The following is a 17,504-nucleotide window of genomic DNA, read 5'->3' as shown; positions in this document are numbered from 1 at the left end:
ACAGCCCGGATGTCATCCGCCCTACCCGTTCACGTAAACGAAAAAACGGCCGGTGTTTCCACCGGCCGCCTTGGGAACATCAAGACAAATTCAGGAACTTAGAATTCGTACTTGACGGTCGCCTGGATCGCCCACTGCGATTCGTTCTTGGCCTGCTTGACGACGTTGTCGTCTGCCTTGTTGCGAACGAAGTAGACATAACGGCCCTGGCTGTCCAGGCCGGCATAGTCCACGAAGCCGCGGGTGGTGCCGCCAGCCGATGCGAACGACGGCTCTTCGGTGTGGCCCCACTTCTTGTTCAGCAGGTTGCCGACGTTGAAGAAGTCCAGCGTGAACACAGCCTTGTTGCGTGCGAAGATGCCTGGAATTTCCTGGCTGATACGCATGTCGACAACGTTGGTCCAGTCCGAGAAGCTCTTGTTACGCTCGACCACGCCGCCGGCTGCCTTGCGCAGGGCCTTGTTGCCGTTGACGATGTCCCAGAAGCGCTGCTCGTTGGTGTGGCTGGTTGCCGTATCGCCGTAGAACACGACTTCACCCGAACCGAAGGCCGTCGGGATGTACATCAGGTCGTTACCCGAGATACCGTCGCCGTTCATGTCGTTCTTGACGGTCCAGCTGTAAGGCTTGCCCGAACGTGCTTCGTAGAAGATACCGAAGCGGGTGTTGTAGGCGCCGAAGAACTTGCGCTGGAAGTTAGCCAGGGCGTTCAGGCGGTGCTTGACCATGTAGTTCGAGTTCGCCGCGACTTCTTCGTTCGGGTTGAATACCGAGCGGGCATTGAAGTTCGAGTTGGCGACCGACGACGACAGCGGCGAGACTTCCGTCGCATCCGTGTGGGTGTAGGCCAGCGACCAGCCGAAGCCCTTGGTCAGCGGTTTCGACAGCGACACGGTAACCAGCTTGCCGTCGCCTTCGCTGGTGTTCTTCGCAACCAGGACGTTGTTGTAGGACGTGTTGCGCAGCGCCTTGTTCTGCGCGCCGCAACCGCTGACGGTGCTCAGCGTGGTGCCGGCGGTACCTGCCGAGTAGCAGGCGGTCGACAGGCCCTGGGTGTTCCAGAACATCTGGCGGCCATCGGTACCGGCGGTACGGGTAGGCGCGCCCAGGTTCAGGTGCTCATAGAAGATCGAGTCCTTGTTCTTGGTGTACAGGAACTCGGCACCGAAGACCATGCCGGACCATGGCAGTTCGGTGTCGAACGCCAGGTTGGCTTTCCAGATCGATGGCTGGCGCAGGCCCGGGTCGAGGATGTCGACGTTGGCGAGCGGCGTGCTGCCGGCGATGTTGGTCGGCTGGGCGTCCGGATTCGGGCTGAAGATGCCTGGGCCGGTGACCGGGCAACGGGTCGAGCCGACACCCGAGCAGGTGATGGTACGGGTAGCAACGCCCGGGTTCGAGAACGGGTTGGCCATCCAGACCGATGCAGCTGCACCCTGGAACAGGCCGGCGCCGCCGCGGATCTGGGTTGGACGCGCGGTGTCGAACTTGTAGTTGAAGCCGGCGCGTGGCTGCCACAGCTTCTTGCCGTCAGGGGTGACGGTGTTGTCGTAGCCGAAACCGCCGGTCTGGCCACGGAAGGTGGTGGTGTTGCCCACGGTGGTGACGGTGCCGGCGATGACAGGTGCTGCCACGGCGGCGTTGGCCAGCGGCTTGCTGCCGACGCCGGTTTCGTCGACGCGCAGGCCGTAGGTCACGGTCAGGTTCTTGTTGACGGTCCAGGTGTCTTGCAGGAACAGGCCGGTGTTCTTCATCTTGAACGATGCGATACCGTCGTCCAGGGTCTTGCCAGGTGCGGGCACCTGCACGGTGTACGAGGTCGGACGGCCGTTGCGGAAGTTGTCCAGCACCGCGGCTTCGATCTGCGCGGCATTGCCGTTCAGGCAGGCGTTGGCATTGATCGTGTTGTCGCAGGCGAAGGTGTAGCTGCCGAACACGTTCTGCAGGTAGGCGTTGTAGATCTCGTTGACGCTGTAGTCGAAGCCGCCCTTGATTTCGTGGTCGCCCACGATCCAGTTGGCCGCGCCGTAGTAGTCCATGGTCTTGGTGCCGAGGACGTTCAGCTGGCGTGCATATTCGGTGCCGAAGTTCAGGTCACGCGTGCCGTTCTGGACGCCGGCCGGGGTGCCGGCAGGCAGCGGGCCGCTGAACTGCAGGCGGATCGACGGCAGGCGCGTGCTGTTTTGCGGAACCGATTTGTAGTCACGCGACGATACGCGGAATTCGGTCGACAGGGTCGGGGTCCAGTCCGAGAAGACCTGGGCCACGCCGGTTTCGATGCTCTTCTCATTGCTGTAGAACATCGAGTCCAGGGTCACGCTGTCGCGCGCGAACGATGGGAATGCCGGTTCCGACTGGGTGGTCTTACCGTAGCGGAAGTTAGCGCGGTGGTTGTCGCTGATGTTCCAGTCGACTTTCAGCAGCTTTTCTTCCGATTCCATCTTCGAGCCGGCAGGCACGTTCAGGCCGCCGATTTCCATGCCGTACCGGTCGCGTGCGATCTGCTGGGCAGCTGCAACCGATGCGGCGGTGATCGGCACGGTGGTGCCGGCGGTGCTGCCGATGATGCCGAAGTCCGGGCTGGCGCGGCTGCTTTCCGACTTCTCGGTCAGGGCGTAGATGAAGAGCTTGTCTTCGATCAGGGCGCCACTGGCCCACACGCCCTTGGTGGTTTCCTTGAACTTCGGTGCGTCGCTGTAGGTGTCGGTGACGTTGTTGTAGCGCTCGCCGACGAAGCGGTCGTTACGCCATACGTAGTAGACGCCGCCCTTCCAGGTGTTGGTGCCCGACTTGGTGACGGCGTTGATGTTGGCGCCGGTGTAGCCTTTCTGGGTCACGTCGTAGTTGGCGACGTTCACTTGCACCGACTGGATGGCTTCGATCGAGATCGCCTGGCGCGCGGTCGGGCTGCCGTTCGATTCCAGGCCGAAGGTGTCGTTGATGGCCACGCCGTCGACGGTGATCGAGTTGTAGCGCGAGTTCTGGCCGGCGACGGACATTTCGCCGCGGTCCTTGTCGGTCTGCGACACGCGCGGGTCGGCGCGGGCGTAGTCCTGCAGGCTGCGCTGGATCGATGCCTGGGTTGCCAGTTCGGTCGCGCCGATGCTGGTGCCGGCACCCATGGTGGTGCGGTTGAAGCGTTCCGAGCGGTTGGCCGAACCCGACACGGTCACGGTCTGCATCGCCTGGCCCAGGGTCGCATCGATCGACGCGGTCTCGGCCAGCTGGACGAAGACGTTCTCGCGTTTTTCCGAGATGCCATCCTTGGTGTAAATGATCGTGTACGGACCGCCGACGCGCAGGCCGCGTGCGACGTAACGGCCTTCAGCGTCGGTAGCGACGTTGCTGACAGATCCCGACTCGACGTGTTGGATCGACACCTGAGCGCCGGCCACTGGACGGCCATCCGCACCAGCGACACGGCCGCCAATGGCGGAGGTGGTGTTCTGTGCGAAGGTCGGCGCCGCCGACAACGCAATCGACAAAGCCAGGGCCAGCTTGGTGAGCCGGATCTGTTTGTGAGTGATCATTGTTAAAACCCCAAAAATAGACTTTAGTTATTTTGGACACCCGAAGGTGTCCCTCTTTACAAGTACTGCAACCCTGGTTGCTGCGAAACGCAGCGGCACAGCCAGCCTTGGAACCGGGCGATTGTAGACAGGAAAAATGTCATCCCTGTTACACCTTACCCTTGAAAAAACTTCAAGCATATTTACCAACATCAACAAATATGCATGAGCCCCACCGGCCAGACAAATACGTTTTTCCTTCGCCATTTAGAGGCTGGGCGTCTGAATCGCCCAAAAAACGTGCATCTGGTGCACCGCAACGCGCTTTCTCGCGCAAAATCACAAGGCGCGATTATACGGAAGGCATTCTTTGATGAAATATTTAGATAAGCATTTTCGGAAAACGCAGGGGTGGCCTTGTAAATCTGTGGTGAGGAGGCCACAAATGTTGGCTCAGCACTAACTTCCGTCCGCCCCAGGGCGGTGCAGGGCATGGTGCACATGCAAAAACGGCAGCCTTGCGCTGCCGTTATCGAAACCATTTATTTGTTGCTTATTTGATTTTTGTGCGTGGTGCTGGCACAACGGTTTTTGCCAGTCGCGCGATGTCGGCCTCGAACTTCGCATAGCGCGCGTCGAGCTGGCGCGTCAGGCGCGTCTTCTCGGCCGCCGGCAGGAAGGCGTAGCGGATGCTGTTGTACGAGGCCTTCTTCATCTCCGCATAGTCCGGCTTGTAGCGGCTGGCGAACAGCACGTATTCGTTGCTGAGCGTGTGGCGGGTGACGCCGGCGTCGTCGGTCGAGATCACGTAGGGCACGCCGTATTTGCGGTACAGCGTGATCGGGTGGTTCTCGTCCTTCAGGCCGTTGATGAAATCGTTCGAGGTCAGGTTGATTTCCACCGGCACGTCGTCCTTGCGCATCTTCGCCATGATCGCCAGGGCATTCGTCTCGTGGGCCAGGTCGATGCCGTGGCCGATGCGGTCGGCGTTCGCCAGCACCAGCGCCTCGTCGATGTGGAACTTCAGGCCTTCCGGCGGCACGTCGCCCATCGCCAGCTCGCCGGCGTGCATGGCCACCTTCACGTCCGGATACACCGACTTCAGGAAGCCGAACATCTTCATGTGCAGCGTGTAGTCGCGCATCGAGACGGCCGTGCTTTCCTGGCCGACGATGTTCACGCCGACGATCTTGCCGTTCGCCGATGCCGCCTTGAAGGCGCCGATCATCGAGGAAAACACCTGCGACGGGTTCAGCAGGCGCAGCACATAGGTCTGGTAGCGCATGGTGAAGCGCTCGTCGTCGATGCCCTGCGCCGCTTCGTCGATCCTGGCGACGAACTCGCCCAGGGTCTTGTTGAAGGCCGGGTCGCGCGCCAGGGTTTCCATCCAGGTGTTCAGCTCGGCCTTAAGGGCCGCGTCGTCGTTCACCAACTGCCAGGCACGGGCGTCGAACTCGGGATTGGCCACGGCCGGGGCCATCTTGAACATGGTCTCGATGTAGCCGACGTTCTCGGCGATCGCGCGCTTTTTCAGTTCCTGCAAGCCTTCGGCGAAGTTGGCGTTCGAGACTGGTCCAAAGAAGCTGAAGGTCTGGAAGAACAGGCGGTCCGGCGGCGGCTGCAGGGCGCCGTGGTTGCCGAAGTCCTTGTTCGACCAGCGCTGCACCAGCTCGCGCCAGGTGGCGTCGTCGGCATAGACTTCGGCGCTGGACAGGCAGTTGCGTTCCTTGGCCGGCTTCGCGCGCTCGGCGGCGACGACGTCCTTGTTGGTCTCGATGCGGTAGGTCTGCTTGTTGACGCAGACGCCCTGCTTGTCGAGGAAGTCGACGTACTGCTCGGCATAGATGGCGCCGGAGTAATGGTGGTGCAGGTCGCCGCCCTTCGGCATCTGGGTGAAGAACATGGTCAGCTCGGCCAGTTTCGGCGCGCTGCCGGCAACCAGGCCGGCGTAGTGGCGGGCGGTGGCGGCTTCGTTGGCCTGGCGCGTGGCGCTCGCGGGCTCCTTGGCGGCCACGGGCGCGGCGGCGGCGGCACAGGCGAGCGCGATCAGGAGGCTGCTCAGTTTCTTCTGCATCGGGATTCTTTCGTAACGGTTGGTTGGTGCGGACCGCGAAACTCTAACTGCTAAGTGCAGGATTGGCAATGGATGGGGTGGGTGCCGTTTTGTTGCGGGGAGGGTGTGCTGGCGCTATCGGGGCTGTTGCCTGCGCTGGTATTGGTGTGTTGAATCCGCGTGGGCACGAGTGCCCACCCTACAGGACTACGGGATACGTTCCAGGCCGCAAACCCGGCATTGCTTGGTGGCCGAGGCGCGCAGCGACGAACCCGCGGCGTCACTTGTAGGGTGGGCACTCGTGCCCACGCGGATCGGAGGGACCGATACCGTCACAGGCAACAGCCCCATTACCCTCAACTCACCGCTGGTGAACCTTGCTCCCCATCGCATACGTCGCGAAAATGGTCCGGTCATCCCCCAGCAAGGCCAGCGCAAACAGCTGCTCTTCCAGCGTATTGCAATGTTCACTACGCCGCGCCATCAGCGGCGTGGCCCGCGGATCGAGCACCACGAAGTCCGCCTCCGCCCCCACCGCAAAGCTGCCGATCGTTCCTTCCAGGTCCATCGCGCGCGCCGCGCCCAGCGTGACAAGATAGAACATGCGCAGCGCCGGCAAGTAGCTGCCCTTCAGCCGCGCCACTTTATATGCTTCGTTCATGGTCTGCAGGATCGAGAACGAGGTCCCCGCCCCCACGTCGGTCCCGAGCGACAGCAGCGCCCTGGCGCCATCCGCCTTTTCGAAGTCGAACAGCCCGCTGCCCAGGAACAAATTCGAGGTCGGGCACACCGCCGCCGCCGACCCGGTGGCCGCCATGCGCGCGAAGTCCTCGTCGTCCAGCCAGATGCAGTGCCCGAACAGCGCGCGCGGGCGCATCAGGCCGAAGTCCTCGTACACGCCCAGGTAGCTGCGCGACTTCGGGTACAACTCCTTCACCCAGCTGCACTCGTCCTTGTTCTCGGACACGTGGGTCTGGATGAAGGTGTCCGGATAGCTGGCGGCCAGTTCGCCGGTCAGGCGCAACTGCGCTTCGCTCGACGTCGGCGCAAAGCGCGGCGTGATCGCGTACAGCGCGCGGCCGCGCTTGTGCCACTTGTTGATCAGGGCTTCGCTGTCGCCGATCTGGCCTTCGGCGTCGCGCAGGAAGTCGGGGCAGTTGCGGTCCATCAGCACCTTGCCGGCCACCATGCGCAAGTTGCGCGCTTCGCTCGCCTCGAAAAAGGCGTCGACCGAACCCGGATGCACGGTGCAGTAGACCACCGCCGTGGTGGTGCCGCAGCGCGCCAGTTCGTCGAGGAAGAACTCGGCGGTGGCACGCGCATGTACCGGGTCCTCGAAGCGGCGCTCGGTCGGGAAGGTGTAGGTCTCCAGCCAGGGCAGCAGGCCCTCGCTTGGGGAGGCGATCATGTCGGTCTGCGGGTAGTGCAGGTGGGTGTCGATGAAGCCGGGCGTGATGATCTTGCCGCGGTAGTCGACCGGTTCGACGCCGGGCGGCAGGGTCGCGCTCAGTTGCGCGTAGTCGCCGGCCGCCTTGACGTGGCCATCCTCGATGACGAGCAGGCCGTCCGTGTGCCAGGAATAGGCGCCCTCGGCAAAAGCCGGGTCGGCGTGAAAATGCAGCAAGCTCGCACGGTAGGCTTGCACGGTAGGGTGTGCGGTGGACATCAGTTGGATTCCGGAGAAGCGTCAAGAAGGCTGGAGGCTGCTGCAGCGGCAGCTTCCCAGACGGTCAGCAATTGGGCCGCGACGGCGACGGCGATCACGGCCGGCGCCTTGCCGGCAATACCGGGCAGGCCGATCGGGCAGACCATGGCGTCGATGCGCTCGTTGGCGATGCCGCGCTCGCGCAGGCGGTGCTCGAACTGGCGGCGCTTGGTATCGGAGCCGATCAGGCCGAACCAGTCGGCGCCGGGACGGGACAGTATCGCAATCGACAGGCGCAGGTCAAGTGCATGACTGTGTGTCATCACCAGGAAAGAAGTACCGGGGGCGGCCTGGGCGACCAGGGCTTCCGGCGTGTCGGTGGCTTCGACCGTGACGTTGGCGGGCACCTCGGCCGGGAACATGTCGTCGCGCTCGTCGACCCAGGTGACGCGGCAGGGCGGCTCGGCCAGCGCACGCACGATGGCCGCGCCGACGTGGCCGGCGCCGAACAGCATCAGGTGGGCACGCGGAGCGAAGACGGAGTCGGCCAGCCAGCGGCGGCCATCGGCATCGGTGAAGACGTGGGTGCCGCGCGTGCGGTCGAAGCCGGGCGCGGGCGCGCCGGCCAGTTGCCGGCCCGCGCCGTCGAACAGGGATGGACCCATTCCGCCAATAGCGATGAGGCGCCAGGTGTCCTCGTTGCGCCGCTTGTCCAGCAGAGCCATCTGCTCGCGGTCGACGACCTCGAACACCAGGTGCGCGATCCCGCCGCAGCACTGCCCCAGGCTCGGCCCCAGCGCAAAGCGTTCCAAGCGCGCCAACCCGCCCTCTTCCAGCATCGTGCGCGCCATGTCGATCGCACGGTGCTCGAGATGGCCGCCGCCGACCGTGCCGGCAAAGCCGTCGCGGGTAACCAGCATCTTGGCCCCGGGCTCACGCGGCACCGAGCCTTCGACGATGGCGACCGTGACCAGCACGGCCGGCGCGCGCAGCGCGGCTGTCAGCCAGTCTTCCATCACGCGCTCGGGGCGGCGGCTTCCACGGCCGCGATGGCGTCCAGGATCGCCTCGCTCGTGGCCGGCGCATTCAGCGGCGGATTCACCTTGTGCCCACCCACGCTGGAAATCGCATCGCGCAGCGCAAAGAAGACCGAGAACGGCAGCAGCAGCGGCGGCTCGCCGACCGCCTTCGAGCGGTGGATCGAGTCCTCGACATTGCGGTTCTCGAACAGGCGCACGCGGAAGTCGCGCGGGCAGTCCGACACGCCCGGGATTTTATAAGTCGACGGCGCATGCGTCATCAGCTTGCCGCCCGCGTTCCACCAGAGCTCCTCGGTGGTGAGCCAGCCCATACCCTGGATGAAGGCGCCTTCGACCTGGCCGATGTCGATGGCGGGATTGAGCGAATTGCCGGCGTCGTACAGCGCGTCGGCGCGCAGCAGCTTCCATTCGCCAGTGAGCGTGTCGACCACGACCTCGGCCACCGCCGCGCCATAGGCGAAGTAGGAGAACGGCCGCCCGCTCATGGTCTTGGCGTCCCAGCTTAAACCCGGGGTGGCATAGAAGCCGTCGGACCAGAGCTGCACGCGCGCCAGGTAGGCCCTTTGCACCAGGTGCTCGAAGGGGATTTCCATGCCGCCCGCGAACACGGTGTCGGCTGCGAAGCGCACGTCATCAAGCGTGCATTCGTAGGTAGTGGCGGCAAACGCGGCCAGGCGCTCCTTGATCTGGCGCGCCGCATCCTGGGCCGCCTTGCCATTCAGGTCGGCGCCGGTCGATGCCGCCGTGGCCGAGGTATTCGCCACCTTGCTGGTGTTGGTGGCAGTGGCGCGCACGCGCTCCACGTCCACGCCCAGTTCGTGCGCCACCACCTGCATCACCTTGGTGTTGATGCCCTGCCCCATCTCGGTGCCGCCATGGTTCACCATGATGGAACCGTCGACGTACACGTGCACCAGCGCGCCGGCCTGGTTCAGGTGGGTGACGTTGAAAGCGATCCCGAATTTCACGGGCGTGAGCGCCAGGCCCTTTTTCAGCACCGGGCTGCTGCGGTTGAAGTCATTGACCGCATCGCGCCGCGCCCGGTATTCGCTGGAGGTTTCCAACTCGGCCACCAGCTCGTGGATGACGTTGTCGACCACGGCCTGGCCGTAGGGCGTGACGTTCCGCTCCGTCTTGCCGTAGAAGTTCAGCCTGCGGATGTCGAGCGCGTCCTGCCCCAGGTTGCGCGCGATCTCGTCGATCACGTATTCCATGGCGATCGCGCCCTGCGGGCCGCCGAAGCCGCGGAAGGCGGTGTTCGACTGGGTATTCGTCTTGCCGCAGGCGGCGCGGATGTCGACATCGCTCAGGTAGTAGGCGTTGTCGTAGTGACAGACCGCGCGCGTGGCGACCGGCCCGGACAAGTCGGCCGAATAGCCGGCGCGCGAGACCATGTCGATCTTTGCGGCCAGGATGCGGCCGGCATCGTCGTAGCCGACTTCGTAGTCGTAATAGAAGCAGTGGCGCTTGCCGGTGACCAGCATGTCGTCGTCGCGGTCGGCGCGCAGTTTGACGGGGCGCTTGAGTTTGGCCGCCGCGATCGAGGCAGCGGCAGCCCACAGCGCCGACTGCGATTCCTTGCCGCCGAAGCCGCCGCCCATGCGCCGGCACTCGACCACGACGTGGTGCGAATGCAGGCCGAGCGCGTGCGCGACCACGTGCTGCATCTCGCTCGGGTGCTGGGTCGAGCATTGCACCAGCATGCCGCGGTCTTCGCCCGGAATCGCATAGGCGATCTGGCCTTCCAGGTAAAACTGTTCCTGGCCGCCGACGAAGAGCTGGCCTTTTACCTTGCGTGGCGCGTTCGCGAATGCGGTCTCGGCATCGCCGCGCGCCAGGCGCATCGGCGGCACCACGTAGGACTGGGCGGCGTGCGCTTCCTGCGGCGTGAGGATGGCCGGCAGCGCTTCGTAGTCGATCTTCGCCAGGCGCGCGGCGCGGCGGGCGTTGTCGTGGCTGTCGGCGACGACGATGAAGACCGGCTGGCCGACGTACTCCACCTTGCCGTCGGCCAGGATGGGATCGTCGTGGATGATGGGGCCGCAGTCGTTGGTGCCGGGGATGTCCTGCACCGTCAGCACCGCCACCACGCCGCGCGCCGCGCGCACCGGCGCCAGGTCGACGGAGAGGATGTTGGCATGCGGTTTACTGGACAGACCCAGCGCCGCGTGCAGGGTGCCCGCCACTTCGGCGATGTCGTCGGTATACGTGGCCTGGCCGAGCACGTGCAGCGTGGCCGATTCGTGCGGCCGCGAGCGGCCGACCGCGCGCCACGCCGCCGCCTTGATTTCAGGTGCGCCTGCGTCGTTCATGGTGATCTCCTTACGCGATGGCTGCGAATGCGTTGACTGCGCTAGCGGGCAGCGGGTTGTCGAGGCGGGTTTCAAGCCAGAAGCGGCGCAGCAGGTTCTGCGCCGTCTTCATGCGGTAAGCGCTGGAGGCGCGCATGTCGGACAGCGGCTGGTAATCCTGGGCCAGCGCGGCCATGGCTTCCTGCAGCGCGGCTTCGTCCCAGGCGCGGCCGTTCAACACTGCTTCGGCCGCGGCGGCGCGCTTTGGCGTGGCGGCCATGCCGCCGAAGGCGATGCGCGCTTCCTTGATGGTCTCGCCATCGAAGGCAAGTGCAAAGGCCGCGCACACGGCCGAGATATCCTGATCGAAGCGCTTCGCCAGTTTGTAGGTCCGGAAGCGCACGCCGGCCTGCGGCAGCGGCACGCGCAAACCAGCGACGAATTCGTCGGGCCGCATGTCCTTCTGCTGGTAGCCGAGGTAGAAATCCTCCAGCGCCAGTTCGCGCTCGCCTCCAGGACCGCGCAGCACCAGGCGGGCGCCGAGCGCAATCAGCCAGGGCATGGAGTCGCCGATCGGCGAACCGTTGGCGACATTCCCGCCCAGCGTGCCGGCATTCCGGATCGGCAGCGAAGCGAAGCGCTGCCACAGTTCGTTCAGTTCATCGGGATAGTGGCGGCAGATGGCGGCGTAGGCGTCCTGCAGGGTGACGCCGGCGCCGATGACCAGCATGCCCTCGTCCTCGCTCACGCTTTTCAGCTCAGTCACATGGCCGAGATAGATGATGTCGTTCAGCTCGCGCATCTGCTTGGTGACCCACAGGCCGACGTCGGTCGAGCCGGCCAGGATCAGCGCCTGCGGATGCGCGGCGCGCAGCGCCACCAGCTCGTCCAGCGTGCGCGGCGCGTGGAAGCTGCGGCCCTCATGCACATAAGTGGCGCCGGCACCGCGCTGCAAGGCACGCAGTTGTTCCAGCACGGCGGCGCGGTCGAATTCGGCATGCGGCAATTCGGTCATGCGCACGGCGGCGTCGATGATGGGACGGTAGCCGGTGCAGCGGCACAGATTACCGGACAGGGCATCGTCGATCTGGCAGCGCGAAGGTGCCTGCCCTTCCTGCTTCAGGTACATGCCCCACAGCGACATCGCAAAACCCGGCGTGCAGAAGCCGCATTGCGAGCCGTGGCATTCCACCAGCGCCTGCTGGACCGGGTGCAGGCGGCCGTCGGGCAGCTGCAAATCCTCGACCGTGAACAGGGCCTTGCCGTCGAGCGTGGGCGTGAACTGGATGCAGGAATTCACTGCCTTCAGTTCCAGTTCGCCGTTTTCCAGCGAACCGACCACTACCGTGCAGGCGCCGCAGTCGCCTTCGGCGCAGCCTTCCTTGGTGCCGGTGCAGCGCAGGTCCTCCCGCAGGTGCTGCAGGATGGTTTGCGTCGGCGCCACGCCGGTCACTTCGTGGACGGCGTTGCGAAAATAGAAGCGGATCGGTTCGGCCATGGCTAGTCTCGGATTGGTCCAAGGTGGAGAGTACCCCATCGGGGCAGCCGACAACTATAGCAGATAATTGATATTGCTTATCACCGCAATGATATGAATCACCCTATGAAAGGATGCGTAGCGCGCCAGTGGTTCGCAATGTCGATGCGGCGCGTGACCCACACCTGCTTGTGCTGCAGCACGTAGTCGAGGAAACGGGCCAGCGCGGCGGCCCTGGCCGGGCGTCCCGCCAGGCGGCAATGCAGGCCAATCGAGAGCATTTTAGGCGCGTTCAAGCCATTCGGGTCGCCTTCCGCATACAGCACGTCGAAGGCATCCTTCAGGTAGTCGAAGAACTGGGTGCCGGAATTGAAACCCTGCATGGCGGCAAAGCGCATGTCGTTGGTATCGAGCGTATACGGCACGACCAGATGGGCGCGTTCATCCGGCGCGCCGTCGGCGCTTGTTACGCTGACGGTTTGCCAGAACGGCAAGTCGTCGCCGTAATGGTCGGCGTCGTAGACGAAGCCGCCGTGCTCGACCACCAGGCGCCGCGTGTTCGGCGAATCGCGGCCGGTGTACCAGCCGAGCGGCGCTTCGCCGGTGAGCGACCGCATGATCTCGACCGCCTCGCGCATGTGGGCGCGTTCCGTGGCCTCGTCCATATTCTGGTAGGAGATCCAGCGCAGGCCGTGGCAGGCGATCTCGTGGCCCAGCTCGCGGAAGGCGGCCACTGCCTCCGGATGGCGCTGCAGCGCCATCGCCACGCCGAACACGGTGAGCGGCAGCTTGCGCTCCTCGAACATGCGCAGCAGGCGCCACAGGCCGGCGCGCGAGCCGTATTCGTAGAGCGATTCCATGCTCATGTGGCGCATCGGAAAGGCCTGGGCGCCGATGATCTCGGAGAGAAAGGTCTCGGAAGCGGGGTCGCCGTGCAGCACATTGTTCTCGCCGCCCTCCTCATAGTTCAGCACGAACTGCAGGGCGACGCGCGCCTGGCCGGGCCACTGCGGATGGGGCGGGTTGCGGCCGTAGCCGATCATGTCGCGCGGGTAGCGGGTGTCCATGGGTTCTTTCGAGGATGACAGCTATAAGGCCGATCTTATATTGACGAAAGTGTAAAGGTATATGATCCGGAGAATAGCCACCTTCACCAACTCCGTATAGGGGACCCATGGGCAAGCTCAGCACCCACGTACTAGACACCGCGCACGGGCGCCCGGCCGCCGGCGTGGCCATCGAACTGTATGCCATCGACGCCAACGGGCGCAGGCTGGTCAAGACCGACGCCACCAACCGCGACGGCCGCTGCGACGCCGCGCTGCTCGAAGGCGAGGCCCTGCATGCCGGCCGCTACGAACTGGTATTCGCGGCCGGCGATTATTTCGCGGCCCGGGGCGTGGCGCTGCCGGAACCGCGCTTCATCGACCGGGTGACGATCGCGTTTGGCGTGGCCGACGCCGGCCAGAACTACCACGTGCCGCTGGTGGTCACGCCCTGGTCGTACTCGACCTACCGCGGGAGCTGAGGACGCCGGCGACATCCGCCCTCACCTGTTCGGCAACGCGCGCATTTATACGGCCGAACAGGCCGTACGCGCCGGCCTCATCCACGAAGCCGTCCAGGCCCGCCCTGGGGACCACCACGCACCGGTGGAATTAGCTAATGAATAACGATTTATATCGTTTCAGCAAAGCTACTTAACAGAAGTTCATTATCTCAGCTCATCTGTTTCACCAAAACAACGCATTGATCTACCGCAAAGTCCTGTTTTTGGTGCAGTCCGTCCTTTTGCTTGTCTTTACTTTTGCTCCATGGATAGAATCGTTTCGTTCTATCCATGCTAGCTGCATGCGGACAAAACAATAACTAGAAGCAAATCTTATAAACGGAAATCCTGTAACAGGTTAACTTATGAATAAGCAGATCATCGCCGCCGTGCTGGCCCTGCCGCTGGCAATCTCGTCGGCGTTTGCGCAAGAAGCGCAGAGCCCAACCGTCAAGATCAGCGGCTTCGGCACCGGCGCCCTCACCTGGACCAACACCAACGACGCCGAATTCGGCCGCCCGAACCAGGCTTCCGGCGCAAAGAAATCGCCGCGCACCGGCGTCGATTCGAACCTCGGACTGCAGGCCGACGTCGGCGTCAACAGCTGGCTCTCGTTCACCGGTCAGGGCCTGGTGCGCCGCGATGCAGAAGACGACTTCGGCGCGGAACTGATGCTGGCCTTTGCCAAGGCCCGCATCAACGACGAAATCAGCGTGCGCGTCGGCCGTACCGGCCTGCCGGCCTTCATGATCTCGGACTACCGCAACGTCGGCTACGCGCACACCTTCCTGCGCCCGCCCGGCGAGATGTATTCGCAAGTCCCGTTCGATAAGCTCGACGGCATCGACGCCACCTGGCAGCGCAGCTTCGGCGACACCACCGTCACCGGCCAGCTGGCCTATGGCCGCTCGGAAGGCCGCCTGTCGGGCGGCGTGCTGAAAGCCGAAGGCAAGGACGTGATGGCCCTGAACGTGGTCGCCGAACACGGCCCGTTCACTGCCCGTTTCGGCCGCGTCGACGCCAAGGTCTCGGTCAAGCACTCCGTCGGTCTCACCACCCTGGTCGGCGGCCTGCGCAATGCCGGCGCCGCCCTGCGCCAGCCGCAGCTGATCGCCATGGCCGACCAGCTCGACCCGACCGAGAAGGATGCCTCCTTCACCTCGTTCGGCCTGGCCATGGACTGGAACAACATCGTTGCCCAGTCCGAGTTCGCCAAGCGCAAGACCTACACCTACGTCAACGACACTACCTCGTGGTACGTGATGGGCGGCTACCGCTACAAGAAGTTCCTTCCCTACGTCATCCACGGCAAGCTGAGCATCGATGGCTACCCGGCCAACGTGGTGCCGGCCGGCGTTCCTGCGCTGGCGGCACTGCGCGCCGGCGCCGCTTCGCTGCCGTACACCGGCATCGGCCAGGGCGAGCAAAGCACCACCTCGCTCGGCGTGCGCTGGGACTTCCACAGCTCGGCCGCACTGAAGGTCCAGTTCGACCGCGTCAAGCCGGGCGTCGGCAGCGGCCTGCTTCTCAACGCCAAGCCAGGCTTCAACCGCGACGTGACCGTCGGCGCCGTTGCCGTCGACTTCCTCTTCTAAGGAGCGCAGCATGAACAAACTGATCTCCGCAATCGTCGCTGCAGCCGCCCTGGCAGCCTCCGTCCCTGCCATGGCCGAAGTGGTCGTGGTGGTGAACCCGAAGGCCGCCGAATCGTCGATGACGAAGGACCAGGTCGCCCAGTTCTTCCTCGGTAAATCGTCCGCGATGCCCCCGGTCGACCAGTCCGAGGATTCGCCGCAGCGCGCCGAGTTCTACAAGAAGGTAACCGACAAGGACGCCTCGCAGGCCAAGGCCCTGTGGTCGAAGCTGGTCTTCACCGGCAAGGCCACGATGCCGAAGGAAGTCGCCAACAGCGCCGCCGTCAAGGCCGCTGTCGCCGCCAACCCGAAGGCGATCGGCTACATGGACAAGGCCTCGGTCGACGCCAGCGTCAAAGTCGTGTACACGGCGCCATAACAACGGGCCGACAAGCTGTTTTCGGAATTCCCGCCCCGCCGGCCCTGCCTGCGGGGCGGTTTCATGAATAGTGAGAGACAAAACATGAGCATCAAGCGCAGGATTTGGGCCCTTCCGGTCATTTCGACCCTGATTTTCGGCCTCGGTATCGGCGTGAGCGCGATGATCGCGACCGACGCCCTGAAGTCGATCAACTCCACCGAAAGCGTGGACTACCCGGTGCTGGACGCGTCCAAGGCACTGACGCTTGAAATCGGCGACGTCACCGACGCCCTGCGCGACGCCGTCACCGAAGGCGACAAGGCGCGCATCGACGAAGTCGGCAAGCAGGCCGACAAGGTGCGCGCGCACCTGCAGCAGTTCGGCGCCATCGACGGCCAGGCCGCCAACGGCGCGCGCCTGTTGAAGGAATTCAACGACTACTATGCGCCGGCGCTGTCGGCCGCGCGCATCATGCTCGAGATGGAAGAAGGCGACCCGCAGGCCGTGGTCGGCAAGATGCAGAGCAGCCTGGCCGCCCTGAACGCCGACCTGGAGAAAACCCAGGCGCAGGCGAAAGAACAGTTCAAGACCGGCATCGCCAGCAGCGAAGGCAACGTGCGCCGCGTGTTGTGGACCATGATCCTGACCGCGCTGATCGTGATCGCCAGCCTGGCCACCGTGTCGTGGTTCGTGGTGCGCACCATCTGGCAGCAGCTCGGCGGCGAGCCGGAATATGCACGCGAGATCGCCCGTGCGGTGGCCGCCGGCGACCTGGCGATGGACATCCGCACCGATGCGAAAGACAGCACCAGCCTGCTGGTGGCGCTGAAGGAGATGCGCCTGCGCCTGGCGACGATGGTCGCCGAGATCAAGGGTTCGGCCGAGACGATCGCCGTGGCCAGCGCCGAAATCGCCAGCGGCAATGCCGACCTGGCCGGCCGCACCGAATCGCAGGCATCGAGCCTGGAACGCACCGCGCGCGCCATGGACGAACTGACCGGCGCCGTGCGCCAGAACGCGGCGAATGCCAACGAAGCGAACGCGCTGGTGGTGAACGCCACCGACATCGCCACCCGCGGCGGCGAAGTGGTGGGCGGCGTGGTCGCCACCATGGGCGACATCAACACCTCGGCCAAGAAGATCGTCGAGATCATTTCGGTTATCGACGGCATCGCCTTCCAGACCAACATCCTGGCGCTGAACGCGGCAGTCGAGGCGGCGCGCGCCGGCGAACAGGGCCGCGGCTTCGCGGTCGTGGCCGGCGAAGTGCGCAACCTGGCCCAGCGTTCCGCTGCGGCGGCCAAGGAGATCAAGGAACTGATCGGCGACTCGGTGTCGAAGGTGAACGCCGGCAGCGCGCTGGTCGACCAGGCCGGCGAGACCATGGGCCAGATCGTGGCATCGGTGAAGAAGGTGCACGACATCATGGCCGAGATCACCATGGCCGGCCAGCGCCAGAGCGAAGGCATCGAGGACATCGGCCGCGCGATCGACAGCATGGACGAGATGACCCAGCAGAATTCGGCCCTGGTCGAGGAAGCGTCGGCGGCGGCGGAATCGCTGACCGAGCAGACCGGGCAGCTGACCGGGGCGCTGTCGGTGTTCAAGCTGGCCGAGCAGGGTTCCGGCCCGGCGTTCGCCAAGCGCGCGGCGCCGCTGGCTTTGCGCTGATCGGTTTGCGCTCTATATAAGAGACAGGCGCCTGCGGGCGCCTGTTTTTATTTGTGGCGGCATTAAGACGACGTGTGAATCCATCACTAGCGGTGGCAACGTAGGGTGGGCGCCCCGTGCCCACGCGTGACACGTCGCGACGGTTGCGAGCCAACGCATGCGCCGCATCAACGCAAGCGCCGGATACAATGGCCGTTCAGTCTGGTCAAATCGTCCACAAGCGTTATTCAGGCATCAACACGACCCGCCGCGTGCCAATCTGTCTACGTGGCGC

Annotated in this window: 11 protein-coding genes; 4 read left to right on the top strand and 7 right to left on the bottom strand. The window is 64.4% G+C overall.

Features of this window, described 5'->3' with window-relative positions:
• Nucleotides 1-98 precede the first annotated feature (98 nt).
• From QWL29_RS08165 to puuE, 7 genes are all read right to left on the bottom strand, one after another.
• Nucleotides 99-3,530 (bottom strand): TonB-dependent receptor, encoded by a 3,432-nt coding sequence (locus QWL29_RS08165; RefSeq protein ID WP_305822392.1) that lies wholly within the window; start codon nt 3,528-3,530, stop codon nt 99-101.
• 532 nt (nt 3,531-4,062) lie between these two features.
• Nucleotides 4,063-5,583, bottom strand: a complete 1,521-nt coding sequence (locus QWL29_RS08160; protein WP_305822391.1) for an amidohydrolase family protein — start codon at nt 5,581-5,583, stop codon at nt 4,063-4,065.
• 340 nt (nt 5,584-5,923) lie between these two features.
• On the bottom strand, nt 5,924-7,228 hold the full coding sequence (gene guaD, locus QWL29_RS08155; RefSeq protein ID WP_305822390.1) for a guanine deaminase: 1,305 nt from the start codon (nt 7,226-7,228) through the stop codon (nt 5,924-5,926).
• Entirely contained in the window at nt 7,228-8,223 is a 996-nt protein-coding gene (xdhC, locus tag QWL29_RS08150; RefSeq protein WP_305822389.1) for a xanthine dehydrogenase accessory protein XdhC, read from the bottom strand. The genes guaD and xdhC overlap by 1 nt, the downstream gene beginning before the upstream one ends.
• Nucleotides 8,223-10,559 carry a xanthine dehydrogenase molybdopterin binding subunit gene (gene xdhB / locus QWL29_RS08145; RefSeq protein WP_305822388.1) on the bottom strand — a complete coding sequence of 779 codons (2,337 nt, stop codon included), beginning with the start codon at nt 10,557-10,559 and terminating at the stop codon, nt 8,223-8,225. Before xdhB ends, xdhC begins: the two co-directional genes overlap by 1 nt.
• A gap of 10 nt (nt 10,560-10,569) precedes the next feature.
• The gene (gene xdhA, locus QWL29_RS08140) at nt 10,570-12,036 is read right to left on the bottom strand and encodes a xanthine dehydrogenase small subunit (RefSeq protein ID WP_305822387.1); all 1,467 of its coding nucleotides are present in this window, start codon (nt 12,034-12,036) and stop codon (nt 10,570-10,572) included.
• A gap of 98 nt (nt 12,037-12,134) precedes the next feature.
• Nucleotides 12,135-13,082 carry an allantoinase PuuE gene (gene puuE / locus QWL29_RS08135; protein WP_305822386.1) on the bottom strand — a complete coding sequence of 316 codons (948 nt, stop codon included), beginning with the start codon at nt 13,080-13,082 and terminating at the stop codon, nt 12,135-12,137.
• Between the two features lie 107 nt (nt 13,083-13,189).
• Between puuE and uraH the strand changes: the two genes are divergently transcribed.
• From uraH to QWL29_RS08115, 4 genes are all read left to right on the top strand, one after another.
• The gene (gene uraH, locus QWL29_RS08130; RefSeq protein ID WP_305822385.1) at nt 13,190-13,543 is read left to right on the top strand and encodes a hydroxyisourate hydrolase; all 354 of its coding nucleotides are present in this window, start codon (nt 13,190-13,192) and stop codon (nt 13,541-13,543) included.
• Between the two features lie 386 nt (nt 13,544-13,929).
• Nucleotides 13,930-15,159, top strand: a complete 1,230-nt coding sequence (locus QWL29_RS08125; protein ID WP_305822384.1) for a hypothetical protein — start codon at nt 13,930-13,932, stop codon at nt 15,157-15,159.
• A 10-nt stretch (nt 15,160-15,169) separates the two neighbouring features.
• Nucleotides 15,170-15,577: a hypothetical protein gene (locus QWL29_RS08120; RefSeq protein ID WP_305822383.1), complete on the top strand. Its 408-nt coding sequence runs from the start codon at nt 15,170-15,172 to the stop codon at nt 15,575-15,577.
• 84 nt (nt 15,578-15,661) lie between these two features.
• Nucleotides 15,662-17,230: a methyl-accepting chemotaxis protein gene (locus QWL29_RS08115; protein WP_305822382.1), complete on the top strand. Its 1,569-nt coding sequence runs from the start codon at nt 15,662-15,664 to the stop codon at nt 17,228-17,230.
• Nucleotides 17,231-17,504 lie beyond the last annotated feature (274 nt).

Origin of the sequence: Massilia brevitalea (assembly GCF_030711405.1) — a bacterium.
GTDB lineage: Bacteria > Pseudomonadota > Gammaproteobacteria > Burkholderiales > Burkholderiaceae_D > Telluria > Telluria brevitalea.
Note: the sequence above shows the minus strand (reverse complement) of the source record. Positions and strands in the feature narration are given on the sequence as shown.

What these genes read in the sequence shown, in the direction of transcription:
- QWL29_RS08160 (WP_305822391.1), bottom strand. Translation starts at nt 5,583, where the DNA reads ATGCAGAAGAAACTGAGCAGCCTCCTGATCGCGCTCGCCTGTGCCGCC.
- guaD (WP_305822390.1), bottom strand. Translation starts at nt 7,228, where the DNA reads ATGTCCACCGCACACCCTACCGTGCAAGCCTACCGTGCGAGCTTGCTG.
- xdhA (WP_305822387.1), bottom strand. Translation starts at nt 12,036, where the DNA reads ATGGCCGAACCGATCCGCTTCTATTTTCGCAACGCCGTCCACGAAGTG.
- uraH (WP_305822385.1), top strand. Translation starts at nt 13,190, where the DNA reads ATGGGCAAGCTCAGCACCCACGTACTAGACACCGCGCACGGGCGCCCG.
- xdhB (WP_305822388.1), bottom strand. Translation starts at nt 10,559, where the DNA reads ATGAACGACGCAGGCGCACCTGAAATCAAGGCGGCGGCGTGGCGCGCG.
- QWL29_RS08115 (WP_305822382.1), top strand. Translation starts at nt 15,662, where the DNA reads ATGAGCATCAAGCGCAGGATTTGGGCCCTTCCGGTCATTTCGACCCTG.
- xdhC (WP_305822389.1), bottom strand. Translation starts at nt 8,223, where the DNA reads ATGGAAGACTGGCTGACAGCCGCGCTGCGCGCGCCGGCCGTGCTGGTC.
- QWL29_RS08165 (WP_305822392.1), bottom strand. Translation starts at nt 3,530, where the DNA reads ATGATCACTCACAAACAGATCCGGCTCACCAAGCTGGCCCTGGCTTTG.
- QWL29_RS08120 (WP_305822383.1), top strand. Translation starts at nt 15,170, where the DNA reads ATGAACAAACTGATCTCCGCAATCGTCGCTGCAGCCGCCCTGGCAGCC.
- puuE (WP_305822386.1), bottom strand. Translation starts at nt 13,082, where the DNA reads ATGGACACCCGCTACCCGCGCGACATGATCGGCTACGGCCGCAACCCG.
- QWL29_RS08125 (WP_305822384.1), top strand. Translation starts at nt 13,930, where the DNA reads ATGAATAAGCAGATCATCGCCGCCGTGCTGGCCCTGCCGCTGGCAATC.